The organism is Hymenobacter sp. J193, assembly GCF_024700075.1.
Lineage (GTDB): Bacteria > Bacteroidota > Bacteroidia > Cytophagales > Hymenobacteraceae > Hymenobacter.
Window position 1 is genome coordinate 2,409,799 of sequence record NZ_JAJONE010000001.1, and the last position, 22,864, is coordinate 2,432,662.

Genomic DNA, 22,864 nt, shown 5'->3' on the forward strand with positions numbered 1-22,864 from the left:
CATCGTGCTTTAGCGTATCAAGGCGCTTTTATAGCCTAAGCACCTGCGCTGGCTGGAAGCCAGCTTATAAATAGAGTGAAGCCTTACAGAACATCGACACGCAGTCTTTCTAGGGCATTTTTCTGGTAACTAACTATGATTCCACTCATCGGGCAGGTCAACTATCCATCGTGTGAAGTCAACGGTTTATCGAAAAATAGTCTGTCTAATAAAGCAGTAAGCTACCTTTGTATTCGCTACGTAACCATCAGTTGAGAGTTGTAGCCTCTTCGAATTTTCATACCCGCATTCTTCACCCATCACTCACTGCATGAAAGCAATCTTACGAATCTGGCTCCTGCTGCTGGCCTTGGTGCCGCTGGGAGCCTGGGCACAGGCCCCAGGGGGAGAGATTCCCTGCGACGGCAAACTGTACCAAATCCGACAGGTAGGTACTACCACTCGCTTGTTCCGGGTAGACCGGACGACAAGCCCGTACACGACAGTACAACTGCAGGATCTGGGGCTAAACCTAAATGCCTTGGCTTACAACCAGCAGGATAACTACCTGTATGCCCTTACCTATGCAGATGGCACCAGCGTGCGGCTGTACAAGATCGGGACTGGCGGAGCGCAGGACCTAGGCTTGGTTAGGTTGGGCCTGACGGGTACTGCCAACATTCCGGCAGTACGGTATGCCGGGGGAGCCATTGACCAGAATGGGATTTTCTACTTCTCAACGGAAGCTGGTTCTAGCTCTTTGTACCGTATTGACTTAAAGAATATTACCGCGCTGACACCCACTCCCCGGGCTACTACAGTAAGCCTAGGTGCCAGCTACACCTTCTATGATCTGGCAATCAGCCCGCTGGATAACGAAATCTATGGCACCTTCCAAGAGGGTGACCTGTTCCGTATCGTGCCTAATACTGCTGGCACCTCTGCAACTGTTGCAGATATATCAGATCCGAACCCGCCAACGACTAATGACCCAGTAGGTACTGCCTTTTTCGACGCGGCGGGTACTTTGCTGGTCGCTTCTAACGGGGCCACCGGTTCGACGACTGACCCGGGTAACTTTTATCTGGTTAATATCAATGCTAACCAGACAGCATCTGATTTCGTGCTCATTACTACGCTCCCTCGCTCTACCCAGAGCGACGGGGCTAGCTGCATTTATCCATCAGAGAAGCTCGATGTAGTAAAGAGTGTAGGCGCCATTACGCAGGTGAGCACAACGGAATTCACCGTGCCTTATACCATTAAGGTGAAGAATACGGCTACGGAACTAGGAGTGAACGTTGCCAACATTCAAGTGAGTGACTTCCTGTTTCGGTCAGCTACGGGCGACAATGCGACCAACATTACGTTTGGCACCGCCAACTTGCCGACAGCCGGCACCAACCCCTCGCAGATTCAGAATCTTGCCATTTCAGATGATGATCCATCCGTCACTTATACGCTCAACAATACTTTCAATGGTACTACCACTACTACTACCACAGGTGGGGTAACAACTACCCGCGCAGGCTTGCTGGCTCAGGGACAGACCCTGAACCAGGGCCGCACTATCACCATCACCTTCACGGTGCGCGTACGCTATACGGGAGGAAGCCCTGTGCCGAGCACTGCCCAGCTAAATACAGCTATTGCCAGCGGTTCATCGGTGGCCAACCCGGGCTACCGCCTGGATCCTACTTCCGGCTCGTACATTCCGCCTATCGATCTGCTGGCAGCTGACCAATCGACCAATGGCACGACGCTGCCGTTGCTGCCGAATGGAGATACTCCTTCGCCAACGCCGGTAAACTTTACGGCTAGTATCGCAGGTACAGTATTCGAGGATGTGAACTACGGTGGGGGCGCCGGCCGCTCCCAGGCCGCCAGTAGCGGGGTAGGTGTAAGTGGGGCGCGCGTTGAGCTATACAGTGCCTCCGGTGGAACCTTCATTGCCTCTACCACTACTGATGCCGACGGTTTTTACTCGTTTGGTGGTCTAACCAACGGTACGAACTACACCGTGCGGGTTGTAAACACTTCAGTGAAAAGTACTCGGGATGGTGGCTCTACGGCCACTACTACGTTCCCTGTGCAGACATACGCCAATGCCAGCAAAGTAGGCGGCAACTTCCCGGCCGGCGTTGATCCGGGCAACCGGACCACAGGCGGCCTACCAACTGGCTCACAGTCGACGCTCGTTCTGGCAGCTGCTGTAGGTACACCTACTCAGGCCAACTTCGGCTTCAACTTCAGCACTATCGTTAATACCAACCCCTCGGGACAAGGTTCGCTCAGCCAGTTCATCACCAACAGCAACACCCTGCTAAATGATAATACTGATCTGAGTACCGGCAACGACCTGTATCAGGAAGGCCTTACCCCCGGCGTGGAGACGTCCATCTTCATGATTCCGGTGGCTACCATCGGTGCAGTTGCTACGATCAATCAAACGTCTTCGCTGCCTCCTATTACGGACAAGAACACCGCTATTGATGGCACTACGCAGGTAGATAACAATACCGCCCAACTGGGCGCAGGCGGGACGGTAGGTACCGGCGGTGCAGCAGCAACACTGAGCAAAGTAGACCGCCCTAACATTGAGATTGTAGGTGATGCCAACACGGGTGACTACGGCCTGCAGTTGAATGCCATCAACACAACGGTGAAGGGAATTATCATCCGCGGTTTTGGTAACAGCACTACTGGTGCTACCGACGCCAATATTCTGATCGGCACCAACGCCACGTCCGGTACGCTTATCACTGGTAACATCATTGGGGCTTCGGCCACTTTTACCAGCCCTGCTGCTACGGTGGGTGGCAATGGCATTCTGCTCCTGAATGCGACCACTACCACGGCGTATACCGGCACCATCTCCAACAACATTATTGCCTATAACCGGACCGACGGGATTGACCTGCAGTCGAGCGCCACGGCTTTCGTTATCACGGACAATGAAATCCGGGGCAATGGTCGGATTGCGGGTGGCACCAGCAACGGTATCAACGTTGGCATCAATGGCGCAGTAATCAGCAACAACCTGATTGCCGCCAACCAGGGAGCCGGTATTGATCTGGACAATGCTGCTACGACGGGCACTGCGGCTATCAGCGGCAATACGGTGCAGGGCAACGGCACCGGAGCAACCCAGAACCCCGGCATCCGGGTGAATGGTACGGGCGTGGCTATAACCGAAAACGTAATTACGGCCAATGCTGGCTCGGGTGTACTGGTACGCCCTACCGCTACGCTGGCTAAGATTTCGGAAAACAGCATTTACAGCAATACCGGTATCGGCATTGACCTGCAGATTGCCGGTGCTGCCAACACCAACCAAGGAGCCTCGGTTACGCTCAACGACAGCGGCGACGGTGATGGTGGAGCTAACGGCCTCATCAACTTTCCGGTAATCGAAAAAGCTACGCTTAGCGGCACCTCCTTGGAAGTAACCGGCTTTGCCAAAGCCGGCGCTACTATAGAGTTTTTTGTATCAGATGGCGACGGTACCAACTTTGGTGAAGGACAGTCCTACCTGTTCACGGCAAAGGAAGGCACTGCTGACGGCGACGCTACTACAGGCACATATGGTACCACAGCTACTGGTACTACAGTCAACGGCATCAACCAGGGTACAGAGACCCTGCAGAACCGCTTCAAATTTACGGTAACGCTGACGGCCGCCCAGGCAGCAGCTCTGACGACCAGCAGTGAGCTGACCGCCACGGCTTTCCTGACGGGTGCTGGAAATGGCACCTCGGAATTCTCGGGTGTAGTAGATGTGAACCTTGCGCCGGTAGCTGCCAACGTAACCAGCTCGCCTGCCATTCCACGTGGTAGCACTCAGGCTGTGTTGTCGGCGCTGTCGGCGACGGATACTGATGGGCTCATTGCCACTTACCAGATTTCGACGCTGCCCACCAGCGGCACGCTGTTCTATGCTCCTAACGCAGACGGAACCGGCACACCAACAGCAGTACTTGCGGCCAACCTCTACGGTGGTACTTCTCCACTGAACCTGACGGCTCAGCAGGCGGCAACGCTCCGGTTTACCCCGGCGGCTGGCGCTACCCTGACCAATGTGACGTTCACTTACACGGCTACTGATAACCAAGGGGCTGTTGACCTGACTCCGGCTACCTTCACGATTCAGCTGAGCAATGTGCTGCCGGAAACGGCGGACAAGTCAGTTACGATGTCGAGCGGCGCTAATGCCACGGCCATTCCGGTCTTGACCGGCACCGATACGGATGGTACGGTTGACAACTTCGAGCTGACCAACCTGTCGGCCGTACGCGGTGCAGGTACGCTGTCTTACATCAGCACGGGCACCACGCGCACGACCATTGGGGTGAACACGATTACGCTGACGACTGCCCAGGCCGCTACTCTGCAGTACGACCCCATCGGGACTAGCAATGGCACGCTCACCTTCAACGTGGCTGCTATTGACAACAACAGCGGAAAGGATGCTACGCCGGCTACCTACACCATTATTCTAAGCAATGTGGCGCCGGTGGCTAATAATGTGACGCACTCGCCGGCCATTGCCAGCACCTCCACGGCGCGCACCAATCTGGTTGACTTCTCGGCTACTGACCCCGACGGTTTAACTACCGATCTGACGTACCAGATCCGTTCCCTGCCTTCCAGTGGTACGCTCTACTACACGCTCAATGGTACCGTAACCCCCATTACGGCCGCTAACCTGCAGGGTGGCTCCGCGCAGCTGAACCTGACCACGGCCCAGGCCAACAGCGTCAGCTTTACGCCTTCGCTTCCCTTTAGCGGGAATGCAACCTTCACGTACGGGGTTACCGACCTTCAGGGCCTGACCTCGAACACGGCTACCTACACCGTGCCGGTTACCAACCAGGCTCCTACGGTAGCGGCCACTTCGACAACGATGCCGAGCAGCAATGGATCAACGGCTATTCCGGTGCCCACGGCAAATGACGCCGATGGTACTATTGCCAAGTACACGCTCTCGAACCTGCCGGCCTTCACGCTGGGTACGCTCTACGTAGGTACTACGCCCGTAACGGCAGCAAACTTCTCCAACCTGGAGCTTACGCTGGCTCAGGCGCAGAACCTGCGCTTCGACCCGACCGGCACCAGCAGCGGCAGCTACGTGTTCAACTTCACGGCTACTGACAACAACGGGCTGGTTTCAGCTACTACTGCCGCTTACACCATCAACGTGAGCAACGTAGCGCCCGAAACGGCCTCTAAATCGGCCTCTATGTCGAGTGCAGCAGCTTCCACAGCCATTCCGGCCCTGACCGGCTCGGATGATGATGGCACCGTGGAGAATTTTTCGCTGACTAACATTGCAAACATCGGTACCCGCGGCACGCTGTCTTACCTGCTCAACGGTACGCGCACACCCATCAGCGCCAACATCACGCTCACGAGCGCACAGGCTGCTACTCTGGAGTTTGATCCAAGCGGCACCTACACCGGGGTTGTAACCTTCAGCGTAGCCGCCATCGACAACAACAATGCAACGGATGCCTCGCCCGCAACCTATACCATCACGCTGGGCAACGTAGCACCGGTAGCATCCAATGGCAGCTCAACGATGCTGAGCAGTGCACCGATTACCAACCTGAACGACCTGATAGCTACCGACGCCGATAACGGCACTGCCGGTGTAACCACGGCCACGTTCACGCTCAGCAACCTGCCTACGGCGGCCGGCACGCTGTACGTGCGGGAGAACGGGACCGACGTAGTAGTCAACACGGCCAACTTCCCCAATTTGCAGATTACCGCCAACCAGGCGCTGAACCTGCGTTTCGACCCGAATGGCAGCGTGAATGGCCCGGTGGCTTTCAACTTTACCGTGACGGATGTGCAGGGTGGTGTTTCGAACACGGCCACGTATACCATCAACCTCGGCAACGTAGCTCCAACAGTTACGGCTACGGGTATTCCGGCTGCTTCCGCTATTCCAAGCACCAACGGTCCTACGCTTATTCCAACATTGATAGGTAGTGATGCTGATGGCACCATCTCCTTCCTGCTGACCAGCCTGCCAGCTCACGGCACACTGTCGTACAACACCGGCGCCAATGGTACCTCGGGCACGTATGTGAACTTTACCAGCGCTAACCTGCAGGGCGGTTCCAACCCCGTGAGCCTGACACCGGCTCAGGCAGCTACGCTGCAGTACGACCCGGCTGGTAACTTCCCGGTAGCCAATAACACCACTGATGTAGACCCCTTCAACTACACGGCCATCGACAACAACGGTGCTCTGGCGGCGACCCCAGTGGTGTACAATGTGCGGGTAAGGGAAAATGACACGGAGGCCGTTTACTCTTCGCCCAACATCTTCGCCCAGGGTGGCCTGACGGACGGCTCAGTAGTAGCCACTGTAACGGATGCCGACGGCGCCATTACCTCGGCCACGCTGGCTGCTGGCAGCTCGCTGCCAGCCTTCCTGACCCTGAACCCGACCACGGGCACCATCACGGTGAACAACAACGCGGTGACTCCGGGCACCTACACGGCTTCCGTGAATACGGTAGACGCGAAGGGTGGCGAGTCGACGGTGAGCGTGAGCATTACCCTGACCAACACTGCCCCGGTAGCTCAGAACGTGACCAACTCGCCCGACATGGTGAACACGGCTGCTGCCACTGCTATTCTGCCCTTGGTAGCTACCGATGCCGATGGGACCATCAGCAGCTACAAACTCAGCGGCTTGCCCAACAACAACCAGGGTGTGCTGTATGTGGGTACCACTGAGCTGACGAATGCGAACTTCTCGGGTCTGGTACTCACCCCGGCTCAGGCAGCCAACCTGTACTTCGACCCTGCGGCGGGCTTCGTAGGTACGGCCACCTTCAGCTACACGGCTACCGACAACAACGGCAGCGTATCGAACACGGCTACCTACAGCATTCCGGTGGAAGCACCGAATACGCTCAACGGTATTGTGTTTGAGGATGTGAACTATGGCGGTGGCGAAGGCCGCAGCCTGCTGGCTTCCGGCGGAGCAGTTCGCTCGGGCGCCACGGTAGAGCTCTACCGGGCCGACGGCACCTTCGTGCAGTCGACGACTACGAATTCGACCGGCGCTTACAACTTCAGCAACCTGCTGCCCGGGTCTTACCAGGTGCGCGTTGTGAACAGCACCGTAACCAGCAGCCGCCAGGGGGGCAACACCGCCGGCCTGCTCGCAGTGCAGACGTTCGTGAATGGCGACGGCACGAAGGTAGGTGGCACCACGCCCGCTGCCGCTGATGCCTTGCCCAACACCGGCAGCCAGACGCTGACGCAGGTTGGAGTAGTACAGTCACTGGCCGCCGTGACGGTAAGCGCTGGCCAAGTGCTGAACTCAGTTGACTTTGGCTTCAACTTCGATGTGGTGGTAAACACCAACGATGCCGGCCAAGGCTCGCTCCGTCAGTTTATCCTGAACAGCAATGCGCTGGTCAACAACAACACTAATGGTGCTACCAATGATGACCTGAACCAGGAAGGCCAGATGCCCGGCATTGAAGCGGCTATCTTCCGGATTCCGGCCGCCGCGCTGTCGGCTACTGGTACCTTCGTCATCAACCTGACGAGTGACCTGCCCAACGTAGGTGCCCGCACTAAGATTGGTGGTAGCCTGCAAACGGCTTATACCGGCGACACGAATGCTGCCGTAGCAGGCGTAACGACTGGCCCGGAAGTAATCCTGAACGTGACCAACATCAACGCTGCCGGTCTGGTAATCGGGGGCGCAGATGTTACCATCGAAGGCCTGGGCATTACGGGGGCCCGCGGTACGGCCGCTAACCTCACCAATGCCAGCAGCGTCAACGGCTCGGGTATCTACGTGCTGGCGACCGGCGACCGGGCCAGCATCAGCAACACCACCCTCTACGGCAACCTGAAAGGTGGTATTCTGGTCAACGAAGCGCTGAACGTATCCATCACCAACAACGTGGTGCTCAACAACGGGGGTACCCTCAGCGGAGTCACCAACATCAACGGCGTTGGGATTGAGCTGCTGGGCGCTACGCAAGCCTTGCTCACCGGCAACACGGTAAGCGGCAACACCGGCTACGGTATTCAGCTGGTAAGCAGCGCAACCGGCAACACGCAGCCTGCCAACAACACGATTAGCCTCAACACGGTATCAGGCAACGGTACGGGTACAGCCACCACGCAACGGGCTGGACTAGCCATCCTGACTGCTGGCGCTGGCAACCTGGTTTCGCTTAACACCTTCTCCGGCAACGTAGGTGATGGTATCCTGGCTACGGCTGGTACTACCAATACCTTCTCGCAGAACCAGTTTGCTGGCAATGGGGAACAGTCCATTGACCTTGCGGACGGTGTAGCAAACACGGGCGTAAGCATCAACGATGATCAGGATGGTGACACCGGGGCAAACAACCTGGCTAACTTCCCGGTATTCAAGCAGGCTACTATCGACAATGGCATCCTCAAAATCGAAGGCTACGCATCGGCTGGCGCTACGGTAGAACTCTACCTGGCCAACCCCGGAAGCGGTGAAAACTTCGGGGAAGGCGGCTCCTACGTATTCAGCTTTGTAGAAGGCAGCAATGATGATAAAGACACACGCCAGGCCAGCTACAGCGGCCAGGTGAACGGTCTGGACCAAGGTGCTGAAACCAACCAGAACATGTTCCAGTTCTCGCTGGACCTAAGCACGCTGCCCGAGGCCCTGCGCAATGCGCTGACGGCCCTGGAGGCTAAAATCACGGCCACGGCCACTACGGTTGCCGATGGTACCTCGGAGTTCTCGGGCAACCTGATGCTGACTGCTGGTCCGCTGCCGGTTGAGCTGACGGTGTTCACGGCCAAAGCCGTAGCCCAGGATGCTCAGCTAGCCTGGCACACGGCGTCGGAGAAGAACAACGCCTACTTCACGGTAGAGCGCAGCTTCGACGGCCGCACGTTCTCAGCCATCGGCCAGAAAGCAGGTAATGGTTCGACTACCACGGCCCACGATTACGCCTTCACCGACAAAGGCGTAGGCCGCCTGCACAGCGGTCTGGTCTACTACCGCCTGCGTCAGGTAGACCTGGATGGCACGTTCAGCCTCAGCGAAACGCGCACGGTGCGCTTCTCGGCTCCGGTTGTAGCTGGCACAGTACAGCTCTATCCCAACCCCGCCACCACCCAGTCGACGCTGGACCTGAGCAACCTGCCGCAGGGCAGCTACCAGGTAACGCTGGTAGATATGGCTGGCCGCATCGTTCGCACGGTGTCGGTACAGGGCGGCCTGGAGTCGAAGCTGGAAGTGCGTGACCTCGCCGAAGGCACCTACACGGTGCTGGTGCGTGGCCAGAACACCACTCACAACCTCAAGCTGGTGAAGCGTAACTAAGCTCGCGCCCACTTTTTCAAAAAGGCTCTTCCTACTTGGGAAGAGCCTTTTTTATGCCCGTCAATATCCAAAGCAGGCTGCTTGCGTAGCTAAGACATTCCTGCTTTGCTCTTCTATCTATGCCTCGTATTCGCCCAACCCGCCGCCGCCATCTTCCTGCCACCGACTTTGATGCCGTGATTGTAGGTGGCGGCAGTGCCGGCCTCAGCGCCGCCCTCACCCTGGGCCGCTGCTGCCGCCGGGTGCTGGTGTGCAGCAGCGGCCCGCCCCGCAACGCGCCCTCGCCCGGCGTACATAGCTTTTTCACCCGCGACGGTACCAAGCCCGCTGAACTGCTGCGCCTGGGCCGGGAGGAGCTAGCCGCTTACCCTACCGTCAGCTTCCGGGAGGCGTTGGTAACCGCCATCGTCTGGGAACCCGAGGAACAATACTTCACCCTGACGATGACTCCCGACCGGGGCGGCCCGCCGCTGACTTCTACGACCCGTAAGGTGCTGCTGGCTACCGGTGTGGCTGATGATCTGCCGCCCATCGACGGGATGCGCGAGCTGTGGGGCCGGGGCGTGCTGCACTGCCCGTACTGCCACGGCTGGGAAGTGCAGGGCCAGCGCCTGGCCGTGTATGGCCGGGGCAAAACCGGCTGGGGCTTGGTGCAGCTGGTAAGCCGCTGGAGCCGCGACGTAGTGCTGTGCACGGATGGTCCTTCCGGCATTACGGAGCACGGACGGCAGCGCCTCCGGCGCTTGGGCATTACGGTGCGCGAAGAAAAGATTGTGCGGCTGGAAGGCCGACGCGACGGGCAGCTCCGGCATATCGTGTTTGCCAGCGGGGAGCCGCTGGAGCGCGACGCGGTATTTCTGCACGCCGAACAGCGCCAGCGGAGTCTGCTGGCCCAGGAAACCAACTGCCGGATTTTGAAAAGTGGGGCGGTATGGACGGATAAGCGGGGCCAGACCAGCCAGAAAGGCATCTACGCCGCCGGCGACACCACACCCGCTCCGCAACAGGCCATTATTGCTGCTGCCGAGGGCTCCTTGGCCGCTATTGCCCTCAATGAGGCGCTTACCCGCGAGGATTGCCGGGGCTAAAGCAGAATTCACCCTTCGACCAAAAACAAAAAGCCTGTAAGACGAATCTTACAGGCTTTTTAGGTAGGTAGCGGGGACTGGACTCGAACCAGTGACCTTTGGGTTATGAGCCCAACGAGCTACCAACTGCTCCACCCCGCACTGTTTGGTTCTGCAAATGTACGGCGGTTTTCCAATAAAGGGCTATTGAACCACTAAAATAAGCCTGCAAAGCACTTTACACGCTGATTATCAGGTTTAAATTTTTAGCTCCGCACGTTGTTCTTGCTAGTACTTGCGCACTACCGACAGTACAGGTGGTAGTAATGGCTGTCTTTACGAACCCCAAGTAGGATACCGTTAAAACCGATTGGTGATGCCGAAGTGGATTTTAGAGGCATTCAACGCCAGCTTCTGCTGTTCGGCGCGGCCCAGCGAGTACACAAACTGGAATACGCCGGCACCGGTGCGGAAGCTCAGGCCCGCGCCAAGCCCGGTAGGCGCATCTTCGTAGTAGGGCTGCGCCACTATATCCTGCCGAAGCCAGGCCTGGTCGGCAAACACAAATACGTAGGCATCCTGCCCCGTAAACTGCCGGAATTCCACGGTGCCCACGGCATACTGGTTGGCATAGAAGTTCAGCTCATTGAAGCCGCGCAAGGTGTTGAGGCCGCCCAGCCGGAACAGGTCGTTCAGAAACAGGCGGCGGTTGAGCAGGGCTTCGCCTCGCACGCGGGCAAGCAGCACCCCATTGCGTCCCAGCCGGAAATAACGCTCCAGGCGCAGCCCCAGCGTTACCTGCGTGGTGCGCAGGGCCACCCGTTGATAGAGGGTATCGTTCAGCTCGGAGTTTTTGCTGATGCGCTTATTGCCCACCGCTGCCTGCGCGGCGGCCAGCATGCCTTGGCGCGGGAAATACAGGTCGTCTAGCGCATTCCAGGTATAGTCGAGGCCGTAGGAGTCGTAGCGCGTATCGATGGTGGAGGGCAGTACCGAAAGCAGCTTGTACGTGCTGTCGGACAGCAGTTGCGAGCTGCGCCACTCCGTAAACAGCGCCACCCGCCCGGCCCGGGGCGTGGGATACGTAACCTGCAGGCGGGGCCGCAGCGTCTGGAAAGGGTTAAGCTGCGTCTGACGGTAGAGGTTGAAGGAACCGCTTACTTCCAGCGGCGTCCCGAAAAAGCCCGGGTGTACATACTGCGCATCGAGCAGTTGGGAGGCCGCATCCACCTTGCGCCACTGCAAACCCAGCTGCTTACCGCCACCCCGGATGTTGCGCAGGTTGATGGTGACGTCGCCGGTAAGCTGCACCTTTTTCTGGCCCGTGTTGGTGGCGGTGTTCGGCAGAATGCCCACAATAGCGTCGAACTGGTTGGCGGGCCGATCTTCCAGCAGCAGGTATACGCGGGCCTTATGCTGGGCAAAGCGCACCTCGGGCTCGGCGCGCACGCGCAGGTAAGGCAGCTGGCGCAGAAGGCGGGTAGCGGCGGCTACCCGCTGCTGGCTGTAGGGCTGGTTGGGCAGAATCTGCAGGTAGCGGGCCAAAAACTCCTTGCGCGTTTTGGTAGCGCCCACAATTTCCAGGGAATCGAAATACACCACGGGGCCACGCTCCAGCACCACCCGGCCGCTTACCTGCCGGTCCGTGAGCACCACCGAGTCTAGGCGCACGGTGGCAAAAGGGTAGCCCTGGTTTTCGGCTTCCGACAGCACACGCTGCTGCAGGCGGGCCCAGTCGGCGGGCAGAAAGGGGCGGCCCGAAAACAGCCGTTCCCGGTAGCCGGCCCGCGTGAGGAGGGCGTCGCCAAGGTTGCCGTTGTGCAGGCGAGCCCACTGGAAGGGTGCCCCCACGTAGAGCTGCACCCGCACGGTATCTTTCTCCCAGGTGAGGCGGTCGGCGGAGGCCAGCAGGTATGCTTCGTTCTGCAGAGCCAGCACCAGATTGCGCACCTCGCGCAGCACACTCAACGAGTCGGGCAGCACGGTGCGCGGGCGGTAGCGGCGGAGAGCCGGCGCATCGGCGGCTTCGGTCTGCAGGCGCAGCACCCACGGCCGCGAGACTACGGCGGGCAGCGTCGGTCGGGGCCGGGCCGACGAATCGGGGGGGAGCGGAGGGCTCTGCAGCGGGGGCTGGCCCGGCATGCCGGGGCTGATCTGGGCCCACGCGCCCGCCGGGCCGCCTAACAGCAGCCAGCACCACAGACCGAAAGCAAGCAAGCGGGCGTACATTTGGGAAGACAAACGCAAGAGCGCAGGTTTAATTTCCCGAAGGTAGGATGCTTTGTCCGCCTTCGTTGTTTCTGGTTAGTGCCCGCGGCCTAGCCGCTTTCCTGCGCACGCGGTTTATCATTCATGTCCGGTCTTTACCTCCACATTCCCTTCTGCAAGCAGGCCTGCCACTACTGCGACTTTCACTTCAGCACCTCTATGAGCCTGAAAAGTCGCCTGGTAGATGCGCTGGTGCAGGAGCTGGCGCTCCGTCAGGGCTACCTGGGCAGCAATCCAACGCTCAACACCATCTATCTGGGAGGAGGCACGCCTTCTCTGCTCACGGCGGCCGAGCTGGATCAGCTGTTTGAGGCAATTCACCGGCACTTTCGGGTGGCGGCGGATGCGGAAATTACCTTGGAAGCCAACCCCGACGACTTTACGCCCGCCAAAGTGCGCGAGCTGGCGGCCTCACCCATCAACCGGCTTAGCATCGGGCTGCAGAGCTTTCATGAGCCCCACCTGCGTCTGATGAACCGCGCCCACTCGGCCACGGAGTCGGCCGCGGCGGTGCGGCTGGCGCAGGAGGCCGGCTTCGAGAACATCAGTATCGACCTGATTTACGGCGTTCCGGCGCCCGACCACGCCATCTGGGAGCAGGATATGGCCGCCGCTTTTGCGCTGGAAGTCCCGCACTTGTCCTGCTACGCCCTCACCATCGAGCCGGGCACCGTATTCGGGCACCGCCAGGCCAAAGGCAAGTTCCGGGCCCCGCCCGATGAGTTCGTGGCGCAGCAGTTCGAGTTGCTGTTAACCCAGATGCGCGCCCACGGCTACGAGCAGTACGAGGTGTCGAACTTCTGCCGGCCGGGCCGCGAGTCGCGCCACAACTCGGCCTACTGGCGCGGGGTGCCTTACCTGGGAATCGGCCCCAGCGCCCATTCCTTCGATGGCCACTCGCGCCAGTACACGCTGGCCAACAACCCCGAGTACGTGCGGGCCGTGCTGGAGCGTGGCGAGGTTCCGGCCACCGTGGAGCAGCTCTCGGCCACCGACCGCGCCAATGAGTACCTGATGACCAGCCTGCGCACCGCCCGCGGCTGCGACCTGGCTTACCTGCGCGACGCCCTGCACGTGGATCTACTCACGGAGCGGGCCGCCTACCTGCAGCGCCTGCAAACCGATGGCCTGGCCACCCTGCAGAATAATCTCCTGACACTCACGGACCAAGGCAAGCTGCTGGCCGACCACATCACGCTGGAGCTGTTTCAGGCCGCCAAATAATCCGCTTATTTCGGGCAGAACATAGCGTTTTCGGCGCCGGAAGTTCTATTTTGTATGCCTGCCTTTTCTTTCGGGCCGTAGTGCTACGGGGAAGGCAGCACGGTGGGCAGCCAAGCCAGTTACCGGTTCGGCTGCCGGATCTTAATCCCTGGTTTATGAGAAGATTAATTGATGCCCTGGCTGATGACGCGGATTTTTTCGTGGAGCACGTGCAGCTGACGGCCGTAGTGTTCGATAACACCGACGATGTAACTATTTGGGCCACTACACTTTTCGATCAGGAGCTGCACTTCTTTCATTTGGGCCTGCAGTTCCAGCAGCTCGACCTGCTGCTGCGCCTAGCCGGCGACCGGGCCGAGGCCCTGCAGGAGGAAGTAGCGGAGGCGCTGGCTACCGTGACGGAATGGCCCTGCCTGCTGGAATACACCCGCGAAGAAAAGCCACCCATCGACCTCGACGGCGTGGCCCTGAAGCTGTCCTGCACGTATCCGGCCGAGCCTCCTTTCGAGGATGATGGGGAGGAAGCCGAGCCCGAAGAACCCGAAGATGATAACGAGGATGCCGACTACGAAGCCTCTATGCCCCACAATATCTTCTATCTGGAAGACGTATTCCTGCGCATCGAGCCCTGATGAACAGGGGAATGGTTGGATGGTTAGCTTGTTGAATGGTTTCCTGGCTGAGTTATCCGCTAGTGAAACAGTGAAACGGCATTTGAAGGGATAATGATGCCGATATTGATTTGATTGTCAATAGTTTAAAACTTGATTTTTAACCCTTAAGCCATCTAAATCAGAAAGCCATTTAGCCATGTTCTATCTACTGCCGGGTTTGGGGGCCGATGAGCGGGTATTTCAGAACCTGCAGCCGCTGCTGCGCGGAGAAACTCAGGTGCTGCCCTGGCTTACGCCCACGCCCCGGGAAACCCTGCCGCACTATGTAGCCCGCATGGCCGAAAGCGTGGACGCCACCCAGCCGTGCATTCTGGTAGGTGTGTCGTTTGGGGGCGTGGTGGCGCTGGAAATGCGCCGGATCCGGCCGCTGGCGCGGGTGGTGCTCGTATCCAGCATTCCCGATGCCGGCTGTTTGCCGCCGTTGCTCAGCCTGATTCGCCGGACGGGGGTGTACAAGCTGTTCCCGCCGCAGTGGCTGAAGCTGTTTCCTCAGGCCGGCCAGTGGTATTTCGGAGTGAGGAACGGGCCGGAGTACCGCCTCTTCAAGCAGATTCTGCGGGATATGGAGCCCGTGTACACCCGCTGGGCCATCGACCAGCTCCTGCGCTGGGACAGCACCGATACCGGCGGCCACAGCCTGCAGATCCTGGGCACCCACGACCGGGTGTTCCCGCCCGGCCCCACGCCCGTCGATTACCTGATTCGGGGCGGCGGCCACTTCATGGTTGTTTCCCACGCCCCCGAAATCAGCCGGATCCTGAACACGCTGGTGGAGAAAGGACAGCAGGTGACACGTGAAGCGGTAACAGGTGACAAGGGACAGATAGCAGGTTCGCCATGACAGCTTGTTACCTGTCCCTTGTCACCCCTGTTACCGCTTCACGAAAGAACATGCTTCCTACCTATCCGTATCAGGGCCGCGCCTACCATTTCGACCCCAGCCAGCCGCTGGATATTTCGCTGCCGCTGGCGCAGGGCGAGCAGCAGGTGAACTGCTTCTGGGCCGAGCCGGTGCAGTTCGATGTTATTCGGGTAGGCTCCTTCGTGGGCAGCGTGGCTCAGGGCGGCAGCACCAACTACCAGCGCGTACACCTCACGCCCCACGGCAACGGCACCCACACCGAGTGCTATGGCCATATCAGCCCCGACCCCACTGCCACGCTCAACCACCATCTGCGCTGCTTTCTGTTCGTGGCCCGGCTGGTATCGGTAGAGCCGCGCCCGCAGCCCAACGGCGACCTAGTAGTGCTGCTGGCCGATGTGCAGCGTGAGCTACCTAGCGGATCGGCCACGACCGGGCAACCCGAAGCCCTTATCCTGCGCACCCTGCCCAACCACCAGGCCAAGCGTACCCGCCAGTATTCGGGCACCAACCCCACCTACCTGGAGCCTGCCCTGGCGCACTGGCTGGCCGATCAGGGCATCGAACATCTGCTGCTTGATCTGCCCAGCGTGGACCGGGAGGAGGACGGCGGTGCCCTGCTGGCCCACCATGCTTTCTGGCAATACCCGCACGCCACGCGCCAGGAAGCTACCATCACCGAACTCATCTTCGTGCCCGATGCCGTAGCCGACGGCTTATACCTGCTCAATCTGCAAGTCATCAGCCTGGAGCTGGATGCCAGCCCCAGCAAGCCTGTGCTCTACGCCCTCACGCCGGCCTGATTCCAGAACAAACCCAAGCCAAACGCAGCAAGGGCGCTCCGGTGTGGAGCGCCCTTGTCAAGTTGAAGTCAACTATCGAACCCGCGTGAGCCGGAAAGGCTGGGTGGGTCGAAAAGAAACTACTTGCCTTCTTCGGCCGAAACCGTAGCCGAGGTGTGTACTTCTGCGGCGTCTACGTCAACCGGTACAACCGATACAAACGAACGGTCTTTACGGCCTTTGCGGAACTGAACGGTGCCATCAATCATAGCGAACAGCGTGTGGTCCTTGCCGATACCCACGTTCTGACCTGGGTGGTGCTTGGTGCCGCGCTGACGCACGATGATGTTGCCGGCAATGATATCCTGCCCGCCGAAGATTTTCACGCCGAGACGCTTGGAATGCGATTCGCGGCCGTTGTTGGAGCTACCGACGCCTTTCTTGTGTGCCATGGTATTTGAGTGCTTAGTGCCTAGTTCTCGGTGCTTGGTTGTATGGTAAGCACCCGTGGTCCAGCCAAAAAGCTAACCACCAGGCACCAACAACCAAGCGCTGGACTAGCCGATGCTGTTAATCATTACTTTGGTGAAGTGCTGACGGTGACCGTTCAGCTTGCGGTGGCCTTTGCGGCGCTTCTTGTGAAACACCAGCACCTTGTCGCCCTTCACGTGCGCCAGGATAGTGCCGGTTACGGCTACGTCCAGCAAAGGCGCGCCGATGGTCAGCTCGCCGTTGTTGTCAGTCAGCAGGGCCTTGCCCAACTCTACCTTGTCGCCGACGTTGCCAGCCAGCTTATGGGTGTAAACAAATTTATCGGCTTCGACCTTGGTCTGCTTGCCAGCTATGGTGACGATTGCGTACATCGGCGTCTTCGCGGTTTGGAAAATGGAAGGCAAAAGTACGAGTACGGTTTCACATTTCCAAACCTAACTCATTAATCATCATTACCCCACCGCTCCCGGCTCCCATCGGATACCGCTGATAAGGACGCGCCGGCAGGTACGCGAATAGTAATTTTGTGGATAAGTTGCATTGTCCACACTCAAAATGTGGACAACTTTCAGCAAACAGGCCCCTTTTCGGCCACCCGGCAATAGGCAGCAGCTTAGAGGCATACGCAAAATTTAACACACAAAAAACACTGCCCCGCCCCAACTACCGGCTTATCTTTGGCTTTCGACGCCTCGTGCCCGCCGGGCCCTTTGCCCGAAACAATCCCGCGCAGGTCAGGGTTGGCATCCCGACCTGCGCGGGTCATTTTTCTACGTTCTACTTCCTGTTTTGCTTGCCTATGGAACCGCTGCTCACCGAAAACCCGAACCGTTTCGTGCTCTTCCCCATCCAGCATAATGATGTGTGGCAGATGTACAAAAAGGCCGAAGCATCCTTCTGGACGGCCGAGGAAATAGACCTTTCCCAGGACCAGAAAGACTGGGAAAACCTCAACGATGGGGAGCGGCACTTTATCTCGCACGTGCTGGCGTTCTTCGCCGCCTCCGATGGTATCGTGAACGAAAACCTGGCCGTGAACTTCATGCAGGAAGTGCAGATGGCCGAGGCGCGCTGCTTCTACGGCTTTCAGGTGATGATGGAAAACATCCACTCCGAAACCTATTCCCTGCTGATTGACACCTACATCAAAGACCCCAAGGAAAAGGACCGCCTGTTCAACGCGCTGGAAACCGTACCGTGCGTGAAGAAAAAGGGCGAGTGGGCCATTAAGTGGATCAACTCCGAAAACTTCACCGAGCGGCTTATTGCCTTTGCGGCCGTGGAAGGAATCTTCTTCTCGGGCTCGTTCTGCTCCATCTTCTGGCTGAAAAAGCGTGGCCTGATGCCCGGCCTGACGTTCTCCAACGAGCTGATTTCGCGCGACGAGGGCCTGCACTGCGACTTCGCCTGCCTGCTCTATGACCAGCACCTGCAAAACAAGTTGCCGGAGGCCCGCGTGCACGCCATCATTCGCGACGCGGTGCAGATTGAGCAGGAGTTTGTGACCGACGCGCTGCCGGTAAACCTCATCGGGATGAATGCCAAGAGCATGAGCGAGTACATCGAGTTTGTGGCCGACCGCCTGCTCCAGAGCTTAGGCTACAGCAAGATCTACAACGCCTCCAACCCCTTCGACTTCATGGAAATGATTTCGCTGCAGGGCAAAACCAACTTCTTCGAGAAGCGCGTGGCCGAGTACCAGAAAGCCGGCGTGATGAGCGAGCGGACCGAAAACGCCTTCTCGCTCGACGAGGACTTTTAAGGTCTGTAAGGCCTTGTGCACTCGACCGTAGCTTGGCCACTGATCCTGATAACAAAAAAGCTCCTGACTGCGGTCAGGAGCTTTTTATTTTAAGCTGAAGCTGGCATCACTTGGCTGTCTGCGTTGTGGGCAGAATCCAGTCGTGAATGGTTTCGAGGGCTACCGGCGAAAACACGGGCTGCGACTGACCGCCCACCAGGGGCCAATCGACCATGGGCGGCTGAAACTGGTGGTTGAGCCCTTCCAGGCGCTTTACGGTGAGGCTAATGGAGCCTTTCAGGTTCTTTTCCAGCGGTGCTAAGTTAACCACGGGATTTACTTGCACATCCTCGTTGCCGTAGAGCAGCAGGACCGGGCAACGGACGCCCGCCAAGCCCTGGAGCGGGTTGAAATCGAGGTAGTAGCGGTACCAGGGAGTGGTCATCCACTCAGCGGTAGACAGTACCTGGGCCGCTGCCATAGTGGGGTAGAACTGCCGAAGCATATTTTCCAGAATAGCGCGGGCCTGGGTGTTGTCGGGCGTCTGGCGCACCACGTCAATCAGGGTCTGCTGCTTTTTCAGGTTGGCTTCAATCAGCTTTTTCTGGGCGCTGCGCTGGCGCATCTGCTGTTGGGCCAGAAAGGTTTCCACCTGGGCAGAGTTGGCCCCGGAGGCGCGCATTTTTTCGGCCTGCCGCCGGACATCCTGCAGTTGCAGCTCCTGCCGGCGGATTTCATTGGCCTGCGTGGTATCGGGCTGTCCATCGGCGCGACCCAGAGCCTGCTGGTAGGCCAGATGCTCGCGGCCCGGCACACCAGCTGCCGCCAACGACACCACAAAAGCCGGCGGCAGCGGCTGGGCAGCGGCCAGCAGGGCCACGTTGGCGCCTTCGCCATGGCCCAGCAGCCCCAGGCGGGTTACATCGAGCAGGGGGCGGGCCCGCAGGAAATTGAGGGCTGCCTGAGCATCCTGCACCCGCAGCGGCGTGGTTATCAGGCGGGAGTCGCCGGTAGAGCGGCCCACACCCCGGTCGTCGAAGCGCAGCACGGCCACGCGGTGGCGTGTCAAGTAATCGGCAATGCTACCGAACAGATTGTAGTCGGCAAAAGCGGCGTCGCGGTTTTGCGGGCCCATGTCCGAGAGCAGCACCACGGCCGGGAAAGGTCCCTGCCCGGCGGGTGTAGTAAGAGTGCCGCTCAGCTGCACTCCATCGGCCGGCACCGTGATGGTAACTTCCTCGATGCGGTAGGGCGGCTGAAACTTGAAGTTTTTGGGAGGCGGCGGTAGCGGTGAGTACTGCAGCGTGAGGGCCGTTTTGTAGCCCGGCTGCTCCCACTGGCCTACCAGCTTAGGGCCCTCGGGCTGGCGGCGGCTTACAAAGCGGCAGCCCACCTCCGCCGAGGAAAACGTAACGGTATCCCCCTGCACCCGCACTTCCATGGGCACGCGGCTCAGGCGCTGCTGCGGCACATCGAGCGTGGCAAAGTAGGCGTTGTTGGCCAGCTCCGTAATGGCAATGCGCACATCGAGCTTACCGCCGGGCACGGGCAGCGGGCCTTGCCACTGGCCCTCCAGAGGCAGGCGTTTGGCAGGTGAAGAAACGGCAGCAGGTGTAGTTTGGGCCGAAGCCGACTGCAGGGCCGGGAGGCTCAACAGGCAGCCCCAGCACAGGCAGGCAAACAAGGATTTCATTCCGGCAAAAAAGGCAGGGTGTACTAGCAACCTGTAAGGTAGCCACTGCCGGGCTGGTTCACAACCTGCCTACGTAAAGTACTGCTTGTGCCCGGCGGGTTCGGTGGCTTACGGCAGCAGCACCCGGTCGATAACGTGTACCACGCCGTTGGTGCACTGCACATCAGGAATAGCCATGTTGGCGGCAGTTTGGTTGCCGGGGCCCCTGACCGTCAGCACTCCGTCCGTGAAGGGGCCGAACGTGAGCTGGCTGCCGCTCAGGGCCGTGGCCGTGGCCGGCAGCTCCGGCGTAAACTGCGCTGTGGGCACCACGTGGTTCAGCAGTACTTTCGTTACCACATCTTTGGGCAGATTACGGATGTCGGCGGGCTTGTTGAGCGGCACGTTCAGCAGGGCGCCCAGCTCCCGGAAGGCGGCATCAGTGGGCGCAAACACGGTGTACTCCGGGCTGCCTTCGGAAAGCGCGCTGGCCAGGTCGCAGTACAGCACGGCCTCTACCAGGTACGTCAGCTCGGGCTGCACAAACACCTTGCTCTGGCTCAGGGCTATGGCTGACTGCACAATATCGGCCCCGGTGGCCAGCAGCACTTTGTCTACGGCGTGCACGGTGCCGTTGGCGGTGAAAATATCCGTGGCTACGATTCGGGAGCCGTTCACGTACAAATCATTGCCACGCTGGATGTAGCGCCGCGTCACGCCCAGCGCCGAGTTCGACGAGGCTCCGGCCTGCAGGGTGCTGCTGTTCAGGTTACCGTTGGCTACGTGGTAGTAGAGGGTGCTTTGCAGGAAAGGCAGCTGCAGGGCCAGCAGATCGGAAGCCTGCCGCAGGCCCAGCCGGGCAAAGGCGGCATTGGTAGGCGCGAATACCGTGAAATACCCGTTGCTCTGCGGGGCCGGGTTTTTGTTGGACAGCAGCTCGACCACGCCCCCGCGCACGGCAGCATCCTCCAGCACCTGAAAGTCGGGGTTGGCTACGGCCAGGGCGGCAATGGAGGGGTCAGTGTCGGGCGACGAGCAGCTCAGCAACAGCAGACCGCCACAGAGCAGACCGCCCAACCGGCGGAGTAAAAAGTGAGCCATACAATAGGAGGTAAGAAAGAAGAAGGCGAAGCAGACGTGCCGGGCCAGGCAGCAGCGGCATACAAACGAAAGTCCCGGACGGGCGGATTTGTTGAGCTACACAATCCGCTGTTCAACTGGCTGCGTACATCGTCGGCCTCTGATTTTCTACACACTTCCATGCAACACTCTTACTCCTTTGTCGGCCTGGCTGCCCTGGCCCTGCTGGCGGCTGCCCCGCGTACGCAGGCGCAAAGCATCATCACCGGCTTTATGGCCGGCAAAGGCCACGGCTCGGTGGCCGTAACGGGCACTCAGGAACGCTACACTACGGCGTATCTGGTGCCGGAAAGAGTTGACGTGCCCATTTTCAAGAAAATCCATGTGTCGTCCATCAGTTTGTTTGCCAACTATGGCCTGACGGACAAGATTGAGGCGGTGGTGAGTTTGCCCTACATCCGATCCGAAGGTCAGGCCGACGATAATGTGCTGAAGGACCAGGGCTACGTAAACCGGCGCCAGGGCTTTCAGGACCTATCGGCCTTTCTGAAATTCAAGAGCTTCTCCACGGAAATAGGCAGCAGCCAGCTGGATCTGCTGGGCTCGGTGGGCGTAAGCACGCCGCTGAGCGACTATAAATCAGCCGACGGGCTGCAGTACATCATTGCCATTGGGAACCGCGCCACCAAGCTCACTACCCTGGGCGTAGCGCACATCAAAACGCCCAGTGGGGTGTTTCTGACCGGGCAGGCAGGCTACAGCCTGCGCAGCGGCCGGGTGCCCAATGCCTTCGTGGCCGAAACCAAAGCCGGGTACGCCGGCATCAAGTTCTACGCCGAGGCCTGGGCCTCCTTCCAGAAGTCGGCCAGCACCGGCACCGACATTGTGCAGCCGGGCTTCGACGGCAACTTCACCGCCACCCGCGTCGATTACGTGCGCCTGGGGGGCAGCATATTCCGGCCTGTAGCCAAGGGAATAGGGGTAGTGCTGGGCGCCAGCACCTACGTGGCGGGCCGCAACATTGGCAAGGCCACGGCTGGGTCGGCGGGCGTTGCCTACAACTTTTAACCTACTGGTTCCGGCTAATGGGTGTGCGGGGTTCGGGCTGTGATCAGGGCCTGGAGCTCCGGTTCCGGCAAGGTTTCCAACTCCAGTAAGGCGTCGTAGGGGTTGCCGGTCAGGTTCAGTAGCTGGGCAAAGGCGGGTTCCGTTTTCAGTCCCTGCTGCTTGAGCTGGCGCACCGCGGCCCGCCACGCGGGGCCGCCCAGGCGCAGTATCTGGTCTTCTATTACTAGGTGCCGGAAGCCCTGCTGCGCTGCTACCGGCCGGGCCTGCCCAAAGATTTCCATCGCAAAGCCATCCTGCTGAAACCGGCAAAGAGTGGTAGCAAGCCCGTTGATAACCCGCTGCGTGAGTGTAAAGCTTGGCTGGACGCCGAAGTGCTGCAGCAGCAGCGCCTGAAACGCTTCCGTAGCCGTAGCCGGCACTTCGCACAGCACGTCCAGGTCGCTGGCGGGCGTGTCCACATCCAGCGGCACGGTGCCGGCCAGCACCGGCGTAAAGCCGGCGAGCAGGCGCCAGATGCCCGAGCTGTGGAGGGCAGTGTAAGCTTGCTGCTGCCGCACGGTGCCGGCGCGCAGGTAGTCCAGGTCGTGCCAGTTGCGCATTGGCTGG

General features: G+C 59.4%; 14 protein-coding genes and 1 tRNA gene. 8 read left to right on the forward strand and 7 right to left on the reverse strand.

Features of this window, described 5'->3' with window-relative positions; translation table 11 throughout:
• Positions 1-310: 310 nt before the first annotated feature.
• Both LRS06_RS10450 and LRS06_RS10455 read left to right on the forward strand, forming a co-directional pair.
• On the forward strand, positions 311-9,328 hold the full coding sequence (locus LRS06_RS10450; protein WP_257871430.1) for a right-handed parallel beta-helix repeat-containing protein: 9,018 nt from the start codon (positions 311-313) through the stop codon (positions 9,326-9,328).
• Between the two features lie 119 nt (positions 9,329-9,447).
• The gene (locus LRS06_RS10455) at positions 9,448-10,416 is read left to right on the forward strand and encodes an NAD(P)/FAD-dependent oxidoreductase (protein WP_257871431.1); all 969 of its coding nucleotides are present in this window, start codon (positions 9,448-9,450) and stop codon (positions 10,414-10,416) included.
• 68 nt (positions 10,417-10,484) lie between these two features.
• Here LRS06_RS10455 and LRS06_RS10460 read toward each other — a convergent pair.
• Positions 10,485-10,557 (reverse strand) — tRNA-Met (locus tag LRS06_RS10460).
• Between the two features lie 198 nt (positions 10,558-10,755).
• On the reverse strand, positions 10,756-12,624 hold the full coding sequence (locus tag LRS06_RS10465; protein ID WP_257871432.1) for a BamA/TamA family outer membrane protein: 1,869 nt from the start codon (positions 12,622-12,624) through the stop codon (positions 10,756-10,758).
• Positions 12,625-12,747: 123 nt separating this feature from the next.
• On the opposite strand from LRS06_RS10465, the gene hemW reads away from it, so the two are divergent.
• The 4 genes from hemW (at position 12,748) to LRS06_RS10485 (ending at position 16,226) form a co-directional block, all read left to right on the forward strand.
• Positions 12,748-13,887, forward strand: a complete 1,140-nt coding sequence (hemW, locus tag LRS06_RS10470; RefSeq protein WP_257871433.1) for a radical SAM family heme chaperone HemW — start codon at positions 12,748-12,750, stop codon at positions 13,885-13,887.
• Positions 13,888-14,042: 155 nt separating this feature from the next.
• Positions 14,043-14,519, forward strand: a complete 477-nt coding sequence (locus LRS06_RS10475; protein WP_257871434.1) for a hypothetical protein — start codon at positions 14,043-14,045, stop codon at positions 14,517-14,519.
• Between the two features lie 178 nt (positions 14,520-14,697).
• Positions 14,698-15,402 (forward strand): alpha/beta hydrolase, encoded by a 705-nt coding sequence (locus LRS06_RS10480; RefSeq protein WP_257871435.1) that lies wholly within the window; start codon positions 14,698-14,700, stop codon positions 15,400-15,402.
• Positions 15,403-15,452: 50 nt separating this feature from the next.
• Positions 15,453-16,226: a cyclase family protein gene (locus tag LRS06_RS10485; protein ID WP_257871436.1), complete on the forward strand. Its 774-nt coding sequence runs from the start codon at positions 15,453-15,455 to the stop codon at positions 16,224-16,226.
• A 119-nt stretch (positions 16,227-16,345) separates the two neighbouring features.
• On the opposite strand, the gene rpmA is transcribed toward LRS06_RS10485, so the two are convergent.
• Entirely contained in the window at positions 16,346-16,657 is a 312-nt protein-coding gene (gene rpmA, locus LRS06_RS10490; RefSeq protein WP_257871437.1) for a 50S ribosomal protein L27, read from the reverse strand.
• A 105-nt stretch (positions 16,658-16,762) separates the two neighbouring features.
• Complete coding sequence (gene rplU / locus LRS06_RS10495) at positions 16,763-17,068, reverse strand: 50S ribosomal protein L21 (RefSeq protein ID WP_196957421.1); 306 nt, start codon at positions 17,066-17,068, stop codon at positions 16,763-16,765.
• Between the two features lie 428 nt (positions 17,069-17,496).
• On the opposite strand from rplU, the gene LRS06_RS10500 reads away from it, so the two are divergent.
• Positions 17,497-18,459, forward strand: a complete 963-nt coding sequence (locus tag LRS06_RS10500; RefSeq protein WP_257871438.1) for a ribonucleoside-diphosphate reductase small subunit — start codon at positions 17,497-17,499, stop codon at positions 18,457-18,459.
• Positions 18,460-18,565: 106 nt separating this feature from the next.
• Here the strand turns inward: LRS06_RS10500 and LRS06_RS10505 are convergent, their stop codons facing one another.
• Positions 18,566-20,131, reverse strand: a complete 1,566-nt coding sequence (locus tag LRS06_RS10505; protein WP_257871439.1) for an alpha/beta hydrolase — start codon at positions 20,129-20,131, stop codon at positions 18,566-18,568.
• Between the two features lie 108 nt (positions 20,132-20,239).
• Entirely contained in the window at positions 20,240-21,211 is a 972-nt protein-coding gene (locus LRS06_RS10510; protein WP_257871440.1) for a fasciclin domain-containing protein, read from the reverse strand.
• Positions 21,212-21,370: 159 nt separating this feature from the next.
• On the opposite strand from LRS06_RS10510, the gene LRS06_RS10515 reads away from it, so the two are divergent.
• The gene (locus tag LRS06_RS10515) at positions 21,371-22,258 is read left to right on the forward strand and encodes a hypothetical protein (RefSeq protein ID WP_257871441.1); all 888 of its coding nucleotides are present in this window, start codon (positions 21,371-21,373) and stop codon (positions 22,256-22,258) included.
• Positions 22,259-22,272: 14 nt separating this feature from the next.
• Here LRS06_RS10515 and LRS06_RS10520 read toward each other — a convergent pair whose 3' ends face one another.
• The gene (locus LRS06_RS10520) at positions 22,273-22,857 is read right to left on the reverse strand and encodes a DUF4269 domain-containing protein (RefSeq protein ID WP_257871442.1); all 585 of its coding nucleotides are present in this window, start codon (positions 22,855-22,857) and stop codon (positions 22,273-22,275) included.
• Between the last annotated feature and the right edge of the window lie 7 nt (positions 22,858-22,864).

Coding starts and splice junctions, on each gene's coding strand:
- LRS06_RS10505 (WP_257871439.1), bottom strand. CDS start 20,131: ATGAAATCCTTGTTTGCCTGCCTGTGCTGGGGCTGCCTGTTGAGCCTC.
- LRS06_RS10515 (WP_257871441.1), top strand. CDS start 21,371: ATGCAACACTCTTACTCCTTTGTCGGCCTGGCTGCCCTGGCCCTGCTG.
- hemW (WP_257871433.1), top strand. CDS start 12,748: ATGTCCGGTCTTTACCTCCACATTCCCTTCTGCAAGCAGGCCTGCCAC.
- LRS06_RS10450 (WP_257871430.1), top strand. CDS start 311: ATGAAAGCAATCTTACGAATCTGGCTCCTGCTGCTGGCCTTGGTGCCG.
- LRS06_RS10455 (WP_257871431.1), top strand. CDS start 9,448: ATGCCTCGTATTCGCCCAACCCGCCGCCGCCATCTTCCTGCCACCGAC.
- LRS06_RS10520 (WP_257871442.1), bottom strand. CDS start 22,857: ATGCGCAACTGGCACGACCTGGACTACCTGCGCGCCGGCACCGTGCGG.
- LRS06_RS10475 (WP_257871434.1), top strand. CDS start 14,043: ATGAGAAGATTAATTGATGCCCTGGCTGATGACGCGGATTTTTTCGTG.
- rpmA (WP_257871437.1), bottom strand. CDS start 16,657: ATGGCACACAAGAAAGGCGTCGGTAGCTCCAACAACGGCCGCGAATCG.
- LRS06_RS10500 (WP_257871438.1), top strand. CDS start 17,497: ATGGAACCGCTGCTCACCGAAAACCCGAACCGTTTCGTGCTCTTCCCC.
- LRS06_RS10510 (WP_257871440.1), bottom strand. CDS start 21,211: ATGGCTCACTTTTTACTCCGCCGGTTGGGCGGTCTGCTCTGTGGCGGT.
- LRS06_RS10480 (WP_257871435.1), top strand. CDS start 14,698: ATGTTCTATCTACTGCCGGGTTTGGGGGCCGATGAGCGGGTATTTCAG.
- LRS06_RS10465 (WP_257871432.1), bottom strand. CDS start 12,624: ATGTACGCCCGCTTGCTTGCTTTCGGTCTGTGGTGCTGGCTGCTGTTA.
- LRS06_RS10485 (WP_257871436.1), top strand. CDS start 15,453: ATGCTTCCTACCTATCCGTATCAGGGCCGCGCCTACCATTTCGACCCC.
- rplU (WP_196957421.1), bottom strand. CDS start 17,068: ATGTACGCAATCGTCACCATAGCTGGCAAGCAGACCAAGGTCGAAGCC.